General features: G+C 69.7%; 10 protein-coding genes and 1 riboswitch. Of the genes, 9 read left to right on the top strand and 1 reads right to left on the bottom strand.

Translation table 11 applies throughout. The features are described from left to right. Positions 1-21: 21 nt before the first annotated feature. Complete coding sequence (locus tag ABZX37_RS08720) at positions 22-960, top strand: helix-turn-helix domain-containing protein (protein ID WP_354737418.1); 939 nt, start codon at positions 22-24, stop codon at positions 958-960. Positions 961-1,013: 53 nt separating this feature from the next. Here ABZX37_RS08720 and ABZX37_RS08715 read toward each other — a convergent pair whose 3' ends face one another. After that, entirely contained in the window at positions 1,014-3,638 is a 2,625-nt protein-coding gene (locus ABZX37_RS08715) for a fibronectin type III domain-containing protein (protein ID WP_354737416.1), read from the bottom strand. A gap of 235 nt (positions 3,639-3,873) precedes the next feature. Here ABZX37_RS08715 and ABZX37_RS08710 point away from each other — a divergent pair, with 235 nt between their 5' ends. From ABZX37_RS08710 to lipA, 8 genes are all read left to right on the top strand, one after another. Next, the gene (locus ABZX37_RS08710; protein WP_354737414.1) at positions 3,874-5,199 is read left to right on the top strand and encodes a glycoside hydrolase family 27 protein; all 1,326 of its coding nucleotides are present in this window, start codon (positions 3,874-3,876) and stop codon (positions 5,197-5,199) included. Between the two features lie 352 nt (positions 5,200-5,551). Beyond that, on the top strand, positions 5,552-6,406 hold the full coding sequence (locus ABZX37_RS08705; protein ID WP_354737412.1) for a DUF4081 domain-containing protein: 855 nt from the start codon (positions 5,552-5,554) through the stop codon (positions 6,404-6,406). A 41-nt stretch (positions 6,407-6,447) separates the two neighbouring features. After that, positions 6,448-7,305 (top strand): type I methionyl aminopeptidase, encoded by an 858-nt coding sequence (gene map / locus ABZX37_RS08700; RefSeq protein ID WP_354737410.1) that lies wholly within the window; start codon positions 6,448-6,450, stop codon positions 7,303-7,305. Between the two features lie 159 nt (positions 7,306-7,464). After that, positions 7,465-7,557: riboswitch (glycine riboswitch) on the top strand. Positions 7,558-7,637: 80 nt separating this feature from the next. Then, a complete protein-coding gene (gcvP, locus tag ABZX37_RS08695; RefSeq protein ID WP_354737408.1) occupies positions 7,638-10,529 on the top strand; it encodes an aminomethyl-transferring glycine dehydrogenase in 2,892 nt (963 codons plus the stop codon). A gap of 35 nt (positions 10,530-10,564) precedes the next feature. Continuing rightward, positions 10,565-11,653: a glycine cleavage system aminomethyltransferase GcvT gene (gene gcvT / locus ABZX37_RS08690; RefSeq protein ID WP_354737406.1), complete on the top strand. Its 1,089-nt coding sequence runs from the start codon at positions 10,565-10,567 to the stop codon at positions 11,651-11,653. 14 nt (positions 11,654-11,667) lie between these two features. After that, the gene (gcvH, locus tag ABZX37_RS08685; RefSeq protein WP_067589411.1) at positions 11,668-12,045 is read left to right on the top strand and encodes a glycine cleavage system protein GcvH; all 378 of its coding nucleotides are present in this window, start codon (positions 11,668-11,670) and stop codon (positions 12,043-12,045) included. Further along, positions 12,045-13,322, top strand: a complete 1,278-nt coding sequence (gene glyA / locus ABZX37_RS08680) for a serine hydroxymethyltransferase (protein WP_354737404.1) — start codon at positions 12,045-12,047, stop codon at positions 13,320-13,322. Before gcvH ends, glyA begins: the two co-directional genes overlap by 1 nt. Next, a complete protein-coding gene (gene lipA / locus ABZX37_RS08675; RefSeq protein ID WP_344285888.1) occupies positions 13,319-14,323 on the top strand; it encodes a lipoyl synthase in 1,005 nt (334 codons plus the stop codon). The genes glyA and lipA overlap by 4 nt, the downstream gene beginning before the upstream one ends. Positions 14,324-14,337: the final 14 nt, after the last annotated feature.

Genomic DNA, 14,337 nt, shown 5'->3' with positions numbered 1-14,337 from the left:
GTCATAGGGTACTTTCTTGCCATGCATCGCGTGGTGGCTCTCGTCCAGCCGGTGCAGTCGACGTTCGAACTCGGCTGCGGCGTCGAAGTGTTCGGCACGACCCGGGGCGGGGTGCCGCAGCACTACGAATTCGAGGTGTGCACCGAGAATCCCGGGCCGGTGCCGACCACGGCCGGATACGAGATTCACGTGTCCAGCGGGCTTTCGGCGCTCGCCAAGGCCGACACGGTGCTGATCCCGGGCTGGACACCGGTCGAAACGCCGCTCTCGCCGAAGGTGCGCCGGGCGTTGCTGCGCGCGCACGAACGAGGCGCGCGGCTGGTCACGATCTGCTCGGGTTCCTTCGCGCTGGCCCAGACCGGGCTGCTGGACGGAAGAACGGCGACGACGCACTGGGCGCGGCTCGACCAGCTGCGGCGGGATTTCCCGAACCTGCAAGTGGAACCGGACGTGCTGTACGTGGACCACGGCGACGTCGCCACGAGCGCGGGCGCGGGAGCGGGCATCGACCTGTGCCTGCACCTGGTCCGGCGCGACCACGGGGCGGCGCACGCGGCGCTCATCTCGCGGCACATGGTGATGCCGACGCATCGCGAGGGCGGACAGGTGCAGTACGTGCCGCGGCCGGTGTCCGTGGAAGCGTCGTTGGACGGGCTGCTCGACTGGGCGGGGGAGCGGCTGGGGACGCCGTTGTCGGTCGAAGATTTGGCTGCCCGCTTGACGATTTCCCCGCGGACGCTGGCTCGCCGGTTCGCGGATCAGCTCGGCACAAGCCCGGGCGCGTGGCTGCTGTCGCGGCGGGTGGCGGAGGCGCGACGGCTGCTGGAGGAGACGGATCTGCCGGTGGACGCGATCGCGGCGCAGGTCGGCCTGGTGTCGGCGGTGAACTTGAGGCGCCGGTTCCGGGCGCAGGTCGGAACAACGCCGGGGGCGTACAGAAGGGCATTCCGGCTGGGGTGAACGGTGATCGGCGCGTACCGGCAGGGAGGTCCGGTACGCGCCGATCACCGGGGTTACGCGGTGGTGGTTTGCACCGTCGCCGCGGGGCCGACGCCGGTTCCGGTGACGGCCGCGATCGTGAACGTGTACGCGGTCCCGGACTTCAGCCCGTCCACGACGCGGGTCAGGCCCTTCTGCGTGGGCTGGCTGACGATCGTGTCGCGGCCGACGACCTCGATGGTGCGGCCGTCGGACACGGTGATCCGGTAGCCGATCACCGGGGTCGACCCGGTTTCCTTCGGCGGCGTCCAGTGGATGCTCGCCGCGTCAGTGCTCGGCAGTGCCTTCGCCCCGGTCGGGACGGCCGCGAGCTGGGTGCCCGGCTGCCCGACCGTGACCGGTGCAGACGGCAGCGACGGCAGGCCAACCCCGAACCGGTTCCGTGCGGCAACCGTGACCGTGTACGTCTGACCATCCGTCAGCTTCGGGATCACCGTGTACCCGGTGCGCGCGAAGTCCTTGGCAGACACCGAACTCGTGACGCTGTGCTTTCCGTCCGAAGCCGTCAGCACGTAGTCCTGCACGGGCGCACCGTTCTCCGCGACCGTCGGGTTCCAGGTCGCGTACAGCTGACCGGACACCGAGAACGTGCCGATCCGCGTCGGAGCCTGCGGAGCGGACGCGCCGTCGATCCGGCGGTTCAGCACCGAGCGGTGGCCCGGTTCGATGCCCGCGTTGTCCACAATGGACCTAGGAGCGGCGGCCGGGTTGTTCAGCAGGTGATTGCCCGACGTGATAACGCCCTTCTTGTTGCCGTCCGGATCGCCCTGTTCCCAGTAGTTTCCGGAGATGACCGTCGGGTCGTTGTTGCCGAGCGAGTCGCGGTAGTCGACGTGCGTGGAGGCGACGTTGGCGTACGCCGCGTGGTAAAGCACGTTGCCGGAAACGGTTTCGTACGTGCAGCCGTTGTCGGTGTAGACGGACTTGCCGAGACCCCACTGGTCGTAGATGACGTTCCCGGTCACCTTCTCGCCCTCGGCCTGCGACGGGCCGGTGATGCCCTGGGTGTAGATGCCGCCGCCGTCGTCGAGGGAAAGCATGTAGTCGTGGATCAGGTTGTTCGACACCACGTTGTTGCGCGAGACGTTCGGCGTCGCGGCCTGCTTGATCTTGTCCGGCCAGCCGCCCCAGCCCATCGAGATGCCGGAGTACGCGACGTGGTCGATCTGGTTGTGCGACACGACATTGTCCTGCGAATACCCGTTGACGATCGGCACCCCGCCGGTGAATTCGCGCGGCATGCCGTACAGGTGGTTGTTGGTCACCTTGACTCGCGTGGTCAGGTCCGCACCGGCCGCGGTGGGCTTGCTGACGCCGCCGATCTCGACGCCGTTGCCGGAGATGTCGGTGAACACGCTGTCGGACACACTGCTGTCCTGCGCGCCCTCGCCGAGGTCGAGCCCGGCCGCGCCGAGGTGTGCGAACACGGTGTCCTGGAACTCGATCCGGTGCCCGTGCGACAGCGAGACGTTGCCGGGTTCCTTCGTCCAGTCCGCGTACGGGCAGGAACCGCCGGGCGTGAACTGGCACAGGCCCTGCGTGGCCCAGCCGCGTTCGCCGGTGATCCGGTAGCCGGCCTGGATTTCGGAGAACCCTTCCGGCGACGACGGTTCGAGCCAGGTCGCGTAGGAGAACTGGATGCCGCGGAACGAGATGTCGTGGATCGGCTTCTCCGCGGTGCCGCGGCCGTCCACGAGCTTCTCCAGCGCGGGCATCTCGACGTCGGCCCAGTGCAGGTTCTCGCCCTTGCGCGGCAGGTAGTACACGGTGTGCGCGGAGCGGTCGAGGTACCACTCGCCGGGAGTGTCGAGCAGCTCGAACGCATTCTCCACATAGGACGGTTGCCGTCCGTTGGTGAGATCGCCGGGGCCGACCATGTTGACCGAACGGCCGGGGATGTCGGCGAACATCACGCGGCGGGTCGAGTTGTCCCAGCACGGCTGCGCCATGGTGATCGTGGTGCCGGTCGCCGACGCGACCGGGCAGCGCGGCTCGGTCCACTGGCCGAGGCCGTTGCGCTCGACGTTCCACAGCTCCTCGCCGCTGGTGTAAACCAGCTCGAGGTCGCTCGGGTTTCGCCAGCGCGCCATGGTGTCCGCGGACGCGGTGTACCCGGTGTCGGTCGCCTTCACGGTCACCGGAAGCCGTCCGGAAGCTCGCTGCGCGCGGACGCCGTCGACGTACAGCTGGCGAGTGTTGTCCAGCCCGGCGGGTGCGGGCGCGGAGTAGAGCCCCGGCCGTCCGGCGACCGGACGCCAGCCGCTGACCTGCTTGCCGCCGCTGACCACGGTGCCCGGCGAACCCTGCCAGACGACCCGGTGGCCATTCGTGCCGGAATCGGCCGCGTCGAGTTCGAGCGGCTTGTCGAGCCGGTAAGTGCCGGAGGCGACGTGCACGGTCAGGTCGGAGTTCAGATGCGCGGCGCGTTGCCGGACCAGCTGCTGGGCGCGGGGGAGCGTGCGCACCGGCGACCAGACGGCACCGGACCCGGAGTCGTTGCCCCACGGCGAGACGTACACGTCCTGGCTGCCCGGCCACGCGGCCGCCGCACCCGCGGGCAGCAGCGCGGTCGCGGTCAGCACCGCGGCGGCGAGCCCGAGGGCGCGCCTCCCGCTGGCGCGCGCTGGTCTGAGCTTCATCCGGGACCTCCGTGTTCGCCAGTGAACGACGCGAGTCTGCGCCGCAAGAAAGATAGGATCTATTCGCGATCGTGTCGAGAGGATTCGAGCGGATATTCCGAGCATTCATGGTGGTGAACAGGGTTGATCCGGTCGGCGGGTTCCGTCCCGGCTAGCGGTCAGTGATCCGATGAATCATTGCTGACCCCGGTTCGGCGCGCGTACAACGAAGCGATCCCCGGGAGAGGTGGTCGCGATGAAGCGAAGTCGGATCGGTGTGCTGGCCGCGACGGTGGCGGTGCTGGCCGGAGCGCTGGCGGGAACAGCGGCGGCGGAGAGTCAGCCGGTCGAATCCTGGACGCCGGCGGCGAGAACGCCGCCGATGGGCTGGAGCAGCTGGAGCGCGCTGCGCCGGAAGTTCACCGAGGAGACGATCAAGGCGCAAGCCGACGTCATGCACGATCGGCTCGCCGCTTACGGCTACCGGTACATCAACATCGACGCGGGCTGGAACGACCATGTCGACGAATTCGGCCGCGTCGCGCCGGACCCGAAGAAGTTCCCGAACGGCATTGCCTCGCTGGCCCGATACCTGCACCAGCGCGGCCTGAAATTCGGCATCTACCTGGTGCCCGGAGTCCCGGCGCAAGCGGTTGCGGCAGACTCGCCGATCGAGGGCACGCCGTACCGGGTGCACGACATCGTCACGGCAGGCGCGGGCAACACCGCGGACGACAAATCCGCGAAGCTCGACTTCAGCAAGCCCGGCGCGGCCGCGTACGTCCGCTCGCAGGCGCGGCAGCTGGCGTCGTGGGGCGTCGACTACATCAAAATGGACTTCGTCGGACCCGGCGGCGGAAAGATCCCTGCCGACAACCGCGAGGACATCCGGCAGTGGCATGCGGCGATCCAGGCCACCGGCCGTCCGATCCACTTGGAACTGTCCAATTCGCTCAGCATCGCCGAGGCCGCGACCTGGCAGCGCTACAGCAACGGCTGGCGGATCGAAGGCGACATCGAGTGCTACTCGCACTGCGTCGGCCTCACGAACTGGGACGTGCGGGTCAAGCTCCGCTTCGCCGACGCTCCCCAGTGGACTGGCTTCGCGGGCCCTGGCCACTGGAACGACCTGGACTCCATCGAGATCGGCAACGGCGAAGCGAACGGCATCACCCCGGACGAGCGGCAAAGCGTCATGACGCTCTGGGCGATCGAATCCTCGCCGCTGCTGCTTGGCACCGACCTGACCAAACTCGACCCGGACGACCTGAAACTGCTCACCAACCGCGAAGTCCTGGCCGTCGACCAGGCAGGACGACCGGCTCGTCCGGTTTCGCAGGCAACACAGCAGCAGGTGTGGTTCAGCCCCGACGGCCGGGGCGGGGTGACGGTCGCGCTGTTCAATCTGGGCTCGACGGAAGCCCCGGTGACCGCGTCCTGGCAGGACTTGGGGCTGCGCGGCCCGGCAGCGGTACGGGATCTGTGGACGCATCGGAACCTGGGGGTGAGCCGGGACAGCTTCACCGCGACGCTCGCACCGCACGCTTCGCGGCTGCTGCACCTGGTTCCGCGTCACCACTGAGCCGGGCCGCGCGGCTCCGCTCCCGTAGAAGTACGTGAGGGGAACCCTGAGGGAATCAGATTCCCTCAGGGTTCCCCTCACGTACTTCCGCATCGCCCACCTGGCCAACGCGCCTGTGCACCCGCCAGCGAGAAAACCGCATTGGGGCGCGTCTCGCCCGCCGCCGGGCGAGAAAGCTCCGGAGGCGCCCGGGCGGGGTGCCTCCGGGGAGCTTTGGCATGCGCAGCCGGTTCGGGCACTGTCGGTGGCGGAGCCCGCCGGGGCGCCGCCGTTCGGGTGCGAGAGCCGTTCATCTCAGCGTGTCGACCGGCTCGCGTTCCGTTCACCCGGTTCATCTGGCACTCTGGACCCCGTGTTGCGGCTTGCAGGTGCACGGCTGCTCGATGATCGGGACTATCCGGCGGTGCGCGCTGCACTCGCCGCCGACCCGGTGGGCAGCTGCATGGTCAGCGCCCGGGTCGAGGCGGCCGGTCTCGACCCGTGGCGTCTTGGTGGCGAGCTGTGGGCGTCCGACGCCCGTCCGGTGCGCGCCGGACGGCTCACCGGTTTGTGTTTCGCCGGACCGAACCTGATCCCGTTGCGCGGCAACGCTTCGGCGCTGCGGTCGTTCGCCGACCGGGCCCTGCGCCGCCAGCGCACCTGCTCCTCGCTCGTCGGGCCCGCGCCGCAGGTGCTCGGGCTCTGGGACGAGCTGTCGTCGGAATGGGGACCGGCCCGCGAGGTGCGCGGCGACCAGCCGCTGATGGCGCTCGAAGGCGACCCGCTGGTGCCCGCCGATCCGCAGGTCCGCACCGTCCGCCCGCACGAACTGGACCGCTACCTGCCCGCGGCGGTGGCGATGTTCATCGAGGAGGTCGGCGTCGACCCGCGCGCGGGCGACGGCGGGGCCAGCTACCGCGCCCGGGTGAGCGAGCTGATCTCCACCGGCCGCGCGTTCGCCCGGTTCGAGGACGGCGAGGTCGTGTTCAAGGCCGAGATCGGCGCGATGTCCGCGCGGGTCGGCCAGATCCAGGGCGTGTGGGTGCACCCGGACCGGCGCGGCGGCGGGCTCGGCACCGCGGGCACGGCGGCGGTGGTGAACCGCCTGGTCCACGGCCTCGGCCGGACCGCGAGCCTGTACGTGAACGGGTTCAACGCCCCCGCGCTGGCCGCGTACCGGCGGATCGGGTTCCAGCAGGTCGGGCAGTACGCGACCGTCCTGTTCTGAGCTGGCTGCGCCGCGATCGGGTGACGTCGTAGTCTGGGGACATGTCCGTTCGCGCCCCGTTGAAGCCCGGCGTCCAGACGCCGCGCCGTGCCGTCCCCGCCGACATCGCCCGCCCCGAGTACGTGGACCGGCCGGCGCCGAAACGGGACACCGGCAACGGGGTGCGCACGCCCGAGGTCATCGAGGCGATGCGGGTCGCGTCGAAGATCGCCGCGCAGGCGCTCGAAGAGGGCGGCAAGGCGGTCAAGCCGGGCGCGACCACCGACGACGTCGACAAGGTCGTCCACGAATTCCTGCTCGACCACCGCGCGTACCCGTCGACGCTCGGCTACCGCGGCTTCCCGAAGTCGTGCTGCACCTCGCTGAACGAGGTGATCTGCCACGGCATCCCGGACTCGACGGTGATCGAGGACGGCGACATCTGCAACATCGACGTGACGGCCTTCATCGGCGGCGTGCACGGCGACACCAACGCGACGTTCCTCGCCGGCGACGTCTCCGAGGAGGTGCGGCTCCTGGTCGAGCGCACCCGCGAGGCGACCGCACGCGCGATCAAGGCGGTCCGCCCCGGCCGCCAGCTCAACGTGATCGGCCGCGTGATCGAGGCGTACGCGAAGCGCTTCGACTACGGCGTGGTCCGCGACTTCACCGGCCACGGCGTCGGCCCGGCGTTCCACACCGCGCCGACGGTGCTGCACTACGAGGAGCCCTCGGTGCAGACGCTGATCGAAGAGGGCATGACCTTCACGATCGAGCCGATGATCACGCTCGGCACCATCGACTACGACGTGTGGGGCGACGACTGGACGGTCACCACGAAGGACAAGAAGTGGACCGCCCAGTTCGAGCACACCCTGGTCGTGACCGCTAACGGCGCGGAGATCCTGACGCTCCCGTAAGACGAGCTGTCCGTGAAGGGCTCCTTGAGGGAATCAGATTCCCTCAAGGAGCCCTTCACGGACCTTTGGCAAGGGGGTGTGGCGTAGGCCTGGCGCGGTAGACTGGCGCGTGAAGCGGCAGGTAAGGTGGCCGCACCCACAATTGAACACAGGGCCGTTCGAGCCGGAGCGGGAGAGTCCCATGTCAGCAGTGGGACACCGAAGGAGCAAACTCCCCGGAATCTCTCAGGTAACCGCTACCGCTTTTGGCGAGGCCACTCTGGAAAGCAGGCGCACCCGCGCCTCACCCAAGGTGAAAGCCGCGTCGAGCGCGGTGAAACTCTCAGGTGCCCATGACAGAGGGGGAGTTCCCAGTGCACCGCCGCGCCCGGTGCCCGTCCCGAGGAGCTCCCATCACCTCCACCCCCTTCGACACCCGCCACATCGGTCCCGGCGAGGCCGAGCGGGCGAAGATGCTCGCCGAATGCGGTTACGGAAGCCTGGACGCCCTCGTGGAAGCGGCGGTGCCCACTGCCATCCGCACCGCGGGCGATTTGGCGCTGCCGGAGCCGGCGTCCGAGGAAGAGGCCACTGTTGAGCTGCGCGCGCTCGCCGCGCGCAACCGGCCGATGACGCAGCTGATCGGCCTCGGCTACTCCGACACCGTCACCCCGGGCGTGATCCGCCGCAACGTGCTCGAGAACCCGGCCTGGTACACCGCGTACACGCCGTACCAGCCGGAGATCTCGCAGGGCCGGCTCGAAGCGCTGCTGAACTTCCAGACCGCGGTGTCCGACCTGACCGGGCTGGCGATCGCCAACGCCTCGATGCTCGACGAGTCCACCGCCGTGGCCGAGGCGATGACGCTGATGCGCCGGGCTTCCAAGTCGAAGTCCAATGTGGTCGTTCTCGACTCCGAGTGCCTTCCGCAGACCGTTGAGGTCGTGCGGACGCGCGCCGCCGGTCTCGGCATCGATGTGCAGGTGCGCGACCTGCTCACCGGTCTGCCCGAGGAGTTCTTCGGCGTCGTCGTGCAGTACCCCGGTGCTTCCGGCGTGCTGCGCGGACGCGGTTTCTACCACGCCGTTTCCGAAGCGGCGAAGGCCGCGGGCGCGCTGTACACGGTCGCTGCCGACCTGCTCGCCCTCACCTTGATCGCCGCGCCCGGCGAGTTCGGCGCGGACGTCGCCGTCGGTTCTACGCAGCGCTTCGGCGTGCCGCTGGGCTACGGCGGCCCGCACGCCGGGTACATGGCGGTGCGCGCCGGTCTGGAGCGGTCGCTTCCGGGCCGTCTCGTGGGCGTGTCCGTGGACGCGGACGGGAACACTGCGTACCGCCTCGCGCTGCAGACGCGCGAGCAGCACATCCGTCGCGAGAAGGCGACCTCCAACATCTGTACCGCGCAGGTGCTGCCCGCAGTGCTTGCCGCGATGTACGCGGTCTACCACGGTCCCGAGGGCCTGAAGGCGATCGCGACGCGGGTTCACGAACTCGCTGCCGGTCTCGCGAACGCGCTGCGCGCCGGTGGTGTCGAGGTCGCTCACGAGGCCTTCTTCGACACTGTCGTCGCGAAGGTGCCTGGCCGTGCCGCTGAAGTGCACGCGGCCGCGCGCGAGGCGGGGATCAACCTCGGCCACATCGACGCCGACCACGTCCGCATCGCCTCCGACGAGGTCACGCGTCCCGACACGCTCGCGAAGGTGCTTCGCGCCTTCGGTGTCGACAGCGCGTGGGAAGCCGCGCAGGCGCTCCCGAACGGCCTCGCCCGCGAGAGCGGCTACCTGACGCACGAGGTGTTCAGCTCGCACCGGTCCGAGACGTCGATGCTGCGTTACCTGCGCCGCCTCGCCGACCAGGACTTCGCGCTCGACCGCGGGATGATCCCGCTCGGCTCCTGCACGATGAAGCTCAACGCCACCACCGAAATGGAGCCGATCAGCTGGCGCGAGTTCGCGGGCATCCACCCGTTCGCGCCCGCCGAGGACGCCGAGGGCTACCACGAGCTGGTCCGCCAGCTGTCCGGCTGGCTGGCCGAGGTCACCGGCTACGACCAGGTGTCGCTGCAGCCGAACGCGGGCAGCCAGGGCGAGCTCGCCGGGCTGCTGGCGATCCGCGCCTACCACCAGGCGAACGGCCAGCCCGAGCGCGACGTCTGCCTGATCCCGTCGTCCGCGCACGGCACCAACGCCGCCTCCGCGGTGCTCGCCGGGATGCGCGTGGTCGTGGTCAAGTGCACCGACGAGGGCAACGTCGACCTCGAAGACCTGCAGTCCAAAGTGGACAGCCACAGCGCCGACCTCGCCGCGATCATGGTCACGTACCCGTCCACGCACGGCGTCTACGAGCACGGCATCGAGCGGCTCGCCAAGATCGTGCACGACGGCGGCGGCCAGGTGTACGTCGACGGCGCGAACCTCAACGCGCTGCTGGGCCTGGCGAAGCCGGGCGAGTTCGGCGGCGACGTCTCGCACCTGAACCTGCACAAGACGTTCTGCATCCCGCACGGCGGCGGCGGCCCCGGCGTCGGCCCGGTCGCGGCGCGCGAACACCTCGCGCCGTACCTGCCGAACCACCCGCTGCTCGCGCAGGCCGGACCGGACACCGGCGTCGGCCCGATCAGCGGCGCGCCCTACGGCTCGGCGTCGATCCTGCCGATCTCCTGGGCGTACGTCCGGATGATGGGCGCGCCCGGGCTCACCGAGGCCACCAAGGTCGCGGTGCTCGCGGCCAACTACATCGCCGCCCGGCTCGCGCCGCACTACCCGGTGCTCTACACCGGCCAGGACGGCCTGGTCGCGCACGAGTGCATCCTCGACCTGCGCGGCATCACCAAGGAAACCGGCGTGACCGTGGACGACGTCGCGAAGCGGCTCATCGACTACGGCTTCCACGCGCCGACCATGTCGTTCCCGGTCGCGGGCACGCTCATGGTCGAGCCCACCGAGAGCGAGGACCTCGCCGAGATCGACCGGTTCTGCGAGGCGATGATCGCCATCCGCCGCGAGATCGACGAGGTCGCGGCCGGCCGCTGGACCGCCGAGACGAGCCCGCTGCGCGGCGCGCCGCACACCGCTTCGTCGGTCATTGGCGAGTGGACCGCGGACTACGACCGCGAGCTGGCGGCGTACCCGGTCGGCGTGGCGCGCAAGACCAAGTACTGGCCGCCGGTGCGGCGGATCGACGGCGCGCGCGGCGACCGCAACCTCGTCTGCTCCTGCCCGCCCCTCGATGCGTACGACGCGTGAGCGTGTCCTCCGCTCGCGACAACGAAAGGCTTCCTGTGACGGAAACCCCCCTGCACCAGGTCCACCAGGACCTCGGCGCACTCTTCACCGATTTCGCCGGCTGGTCGATGCCGGTGCGCTACGCCAGCGAGCTGGCCGAGCACAAGGCCGTGCGCGAGGCGGCCGGGCTGTTCGACCTGTCGCACATGGCCGAGATCCACGTCCGCGGCGCGCAGGCCGCCGACGTGCTCGACTACGCGCTGGTCGGCAACCTGACCGGCGTGAAGCCGGGCCGCGCCCGCTACACGATGATCTGCGACGCCGACGGCGGCGTGCTGGACGACCTGGTCGTCTACCGGCTCGCCGACGAGGAGTACCTGGTCGTGGCCAACGCGGGCAACGCCGCCGTGGTCGCGGAGGCGCTGGCCGAGCGCGTCGCCGGGTTCGACGCGGTGGTGGAGAACCGGTCCGCGGACACCGCGCTGATCGCGGTCCAGGGCCCGAAGGCGGTCGACGTGCTCGCCGCGGTGACCGACGCGGACCTCGCTTCGCTGAAGTACTACGCGAGCGTGCCCGCGGTGGTGAAGGGCCACGAGGTCCTGCTGGCCCGCACCGGCTACACCGGCGAGGACGGCTTCGAGCTGTTCGTGCCCGCGGCCGAGGCTCCGGCGTTGTGGGCGCTGCTGACTGAGGCCGGTCAGGAGCACGGCTTGGTTCCGTGTGGACTCGCGTGCCGCGACACCCTGCGCCTGGAAGCCGGAATGCCGTTGTACGGCAACGAACTCAGCCGCGAGCTGAACCCGTTCGCCGCCGGTCTCGGCCGGGTCGTGAAGTTCGAGAAGCCGGGCGACTTCGTGGGCCGCGCGGCCCTGGAGGAGCTGAAGAAGGCCGACGTCCCGCGCGTGCGGGTCGGCCTGCGCGGCACCGGCCGCCGCGCCCCGCGGCACGGGTACGCCGTGCTGTCCGGGGATGCCACTATCGGGGAGATCACCAGCGGCGCGCTGTCGCCGACGCTGGGCTACCCGATCGCCATGGCGTATGTAGACCGGGAGCACGCCGAGCCCGGCACCGCGCTGTCCGTCGACATCCGGGGCCGCGTCGAGCCGGTCGAGGTCGTCGCCCTGCCCTTCTACTCCCGAGCCTGAAAGGCCCTAGCACTGTGAGCATCCCCCAGAACCTGTCCTACACGAAGGAACACGAGTGGCTGTCGGTCTCCGACGGCGTCGCGACGGTGGGCATCACCGCGTTCGCGGCCGGCTCGCTCGGCGACATCGTGTTCGTGCAGCTGCCCGGCGTCGGCGACACCGTCACCGCGGGCGAGGTGTTCGGCGAGGTCGAGTCGACGAAATCGGTCAGCGAGCTGTACTCGCCGGTCAGCGGCGAGGTGGTGGCGGTGAACGAGGCCACATCGGACACCCCCGAGGTCATCAACTCCGACCCCTACACCGAAGGATGGCTGCTGCAGGTGCGGCTCTCGGGCGACGTCCCGGAGCTGCTCGACGCGTCCGCGTACGCCGAGCTGACCCAGGAGAACTGATGACCGCCCCGTTCGACGCCCGCCTGTCCGAGGTCGACCCCGAGGTCGCCGCCGCGGTGGCCGCGGAGCTGGACCGCCAGCAGTCGACGCTCGAGATGATCGCCTCGGAGAACTTCGCGCCGGTCGGCGTGCTCGAGGCGCAGGGCTCGGTGCTGACCAACAAGTACGCCGAGGGCTACCCGGGCCGCCGCTACTACGGCGGCTGCGAGCACGTCGACGTCGTCGAGCAGCTCGCGATCGACCGGGCCAAGGCGCTGTTCGGCGCGGAGCACGCGAACGTGCAGCCGCACTCGGGCGCGCAGGCCAACGCGGCGGCGATGTTCGCGGTGCTGAAGCCGGGCGACACCATCCTCGGCCTCGACCTCGCGCACGGCGGCCACCTGACGCACGGGATGAAGATCAACTTCTCCGGCAAGCTGTACAACGTGGTCGCCTACCACGTCGACAAGGAGACCGGGATCGTCGACGTCGCCGAGATCGAGCGGCTGGCGGTCGAGCACAAGCCGAAGCTGATCGTCGCCGGCTGGTCGGCCTACCCCCGCCAGCTCGACTTCGCCGAGTTCCGCCGGATCGCCGACCTGGTCGACGCGAAGCTGATGGTCGACATGGCGCACTTCGCCGGTCTCGTGGCCGCCGGGCTGCACCCGTCGCCGGTGCCGCACGCGGACATCGTCACGACCACCACGCACAAGACCCTCGGCGGTCCGCGCGGCGGCCTGATCCTGTCCCGCCAGGAACTGGCGAAGAAGATCAACTCGGCGGTGTTCCCCGGCCAGCAGGGCGGGCCGCTGGAGCACGTGATCGCGGCCAAGGCCGTCGCGCTGAAGATCGCCGCGACCGACGAGTTCCGCGAGCGCCAGGAGCGCACGCTGGAAGGCGCGAAGATCCTCGCCGACCGGCTGTCGCGCACCGACTGCGCCGAGGCGGGCGTCCGCGTCCTCACCGGCGGCACCGACGTGCACCTGGTGCTTGTCGACCTGGTGAACTCGCAGCTCAACGGCCAGGAGGCGGAGGACCGGCTGCACTCGGTCGGGATCACGGTCAACCGCAACGCGGTGCCGTTCGACCCGCGTCCGCCGATGGTGACCTCAGGTCTGCGGATCGGCACCCCGGCGCTGGCCACCCGCGGTTTCAGCGCTGAGGACTTCACCGAGGTCGCCGACATCATCGCCGAGACGCTGAAGCCGGACTTCGACGAAGCCGCTCAGCAGGCGCTGCGCACCCGCGTCGAGCTGCTGGCCAAGAAGCACCCGCTGTACGCGGACCTGAGCCGATGAGCGCGCAGCCCGAGGGACGGAAGCTGTTGCGGCTTGAGGTGCGCAACAGCGAGACGCCGATCGAGAAGAAGCCGTCGTGGATCAAGACGCGAGTGCGGATGGGCCCGGAGTTCACTGAGCTGAAGGGCTTGGTGAAGCGCGAGGGTCTGCACACCGTTTGTGAAGAGGCTGGTTGTCCCAACATTTACGAATGCTGGGAAGACCGCGAGGCCACCTTCCTGATCGGCGGTGACCAGTGCACGCGGCGCTGCGATTTCTGCCAGATCGACACGGGCAAGCCTGCTGCTTTGGATCGCACTGAGCCGCGGAAGGTCGCGGAATCGGTGCAGGCCATGGGCTTGCGGTACTCGACGATCACCGGTGTCGCCCGCGATGATCTGGCCGACGGTGGTGCCTGGCTGTACGCGGAGACCGTCCGGCAGATCCACGCGTTGAACCCCGGTACCGGTGTCGAGCTGTTGATCCCGGACTTCAATGCGGAGCCGGATCAGCTGGCCGAGGTGTTCGGGTCGCGTCCGGAAGTGCTGGCGCACAACGTGGAGACTGTGCCGCGGATCTTCAAGCGGATTCGCCCCGGCTTCCGCTACGCGCGGTCGCTGGACGTGATCACGCAGGCTCGTGCGGCGGGTTTAGTGACGAAGTCGAACCTGATCCTCGGGATGGGCGAAACCCCGGACGAGGTCAGCGTCGCGTTGCAGGAGCTCTTCGACGCGGGCTGCGAGATCATCACGATCACCCAGTACCTGCGGCCTTCCGCGCGGCACCACCCGGTCGACCGCTGGGTCAAGCCGGAGGAGTTCGTGGAGCACGCGAAAACCGCTGAAGCTATCGGTTTCCCTGGGGTGATGGCGGGGCCGCTGGTGCGGTCGTCGTATCGCGCGGGCCGGTTGTACGCGCAGACCAAGGCCCATCGGGGCGAGGAACTGCCGGAGAACCTCGCCCACCTGACCGCCGAAGGACCGGCGGCGCAAGAAGCCAGCAGCGTGCTGGCGAGGAACTAAGAGAAGGGGCGGAT

Source organism: Amycolatopsis sp. NPDC004079 (assembly GCF_040610415.1).
Classification (GTDB): Bacteria; Actinomycetota; Actinomycetes; order Mycobacteriales; family Pseudonocardiaceae; genus Amycolatopsis; species Amycolatopsis halotolerans.
The sequence above is the reverse complement of the archived record's forward strand: the minus strand, read 5'-3'. Positions and strand labels throughout refer to the sequence as shown.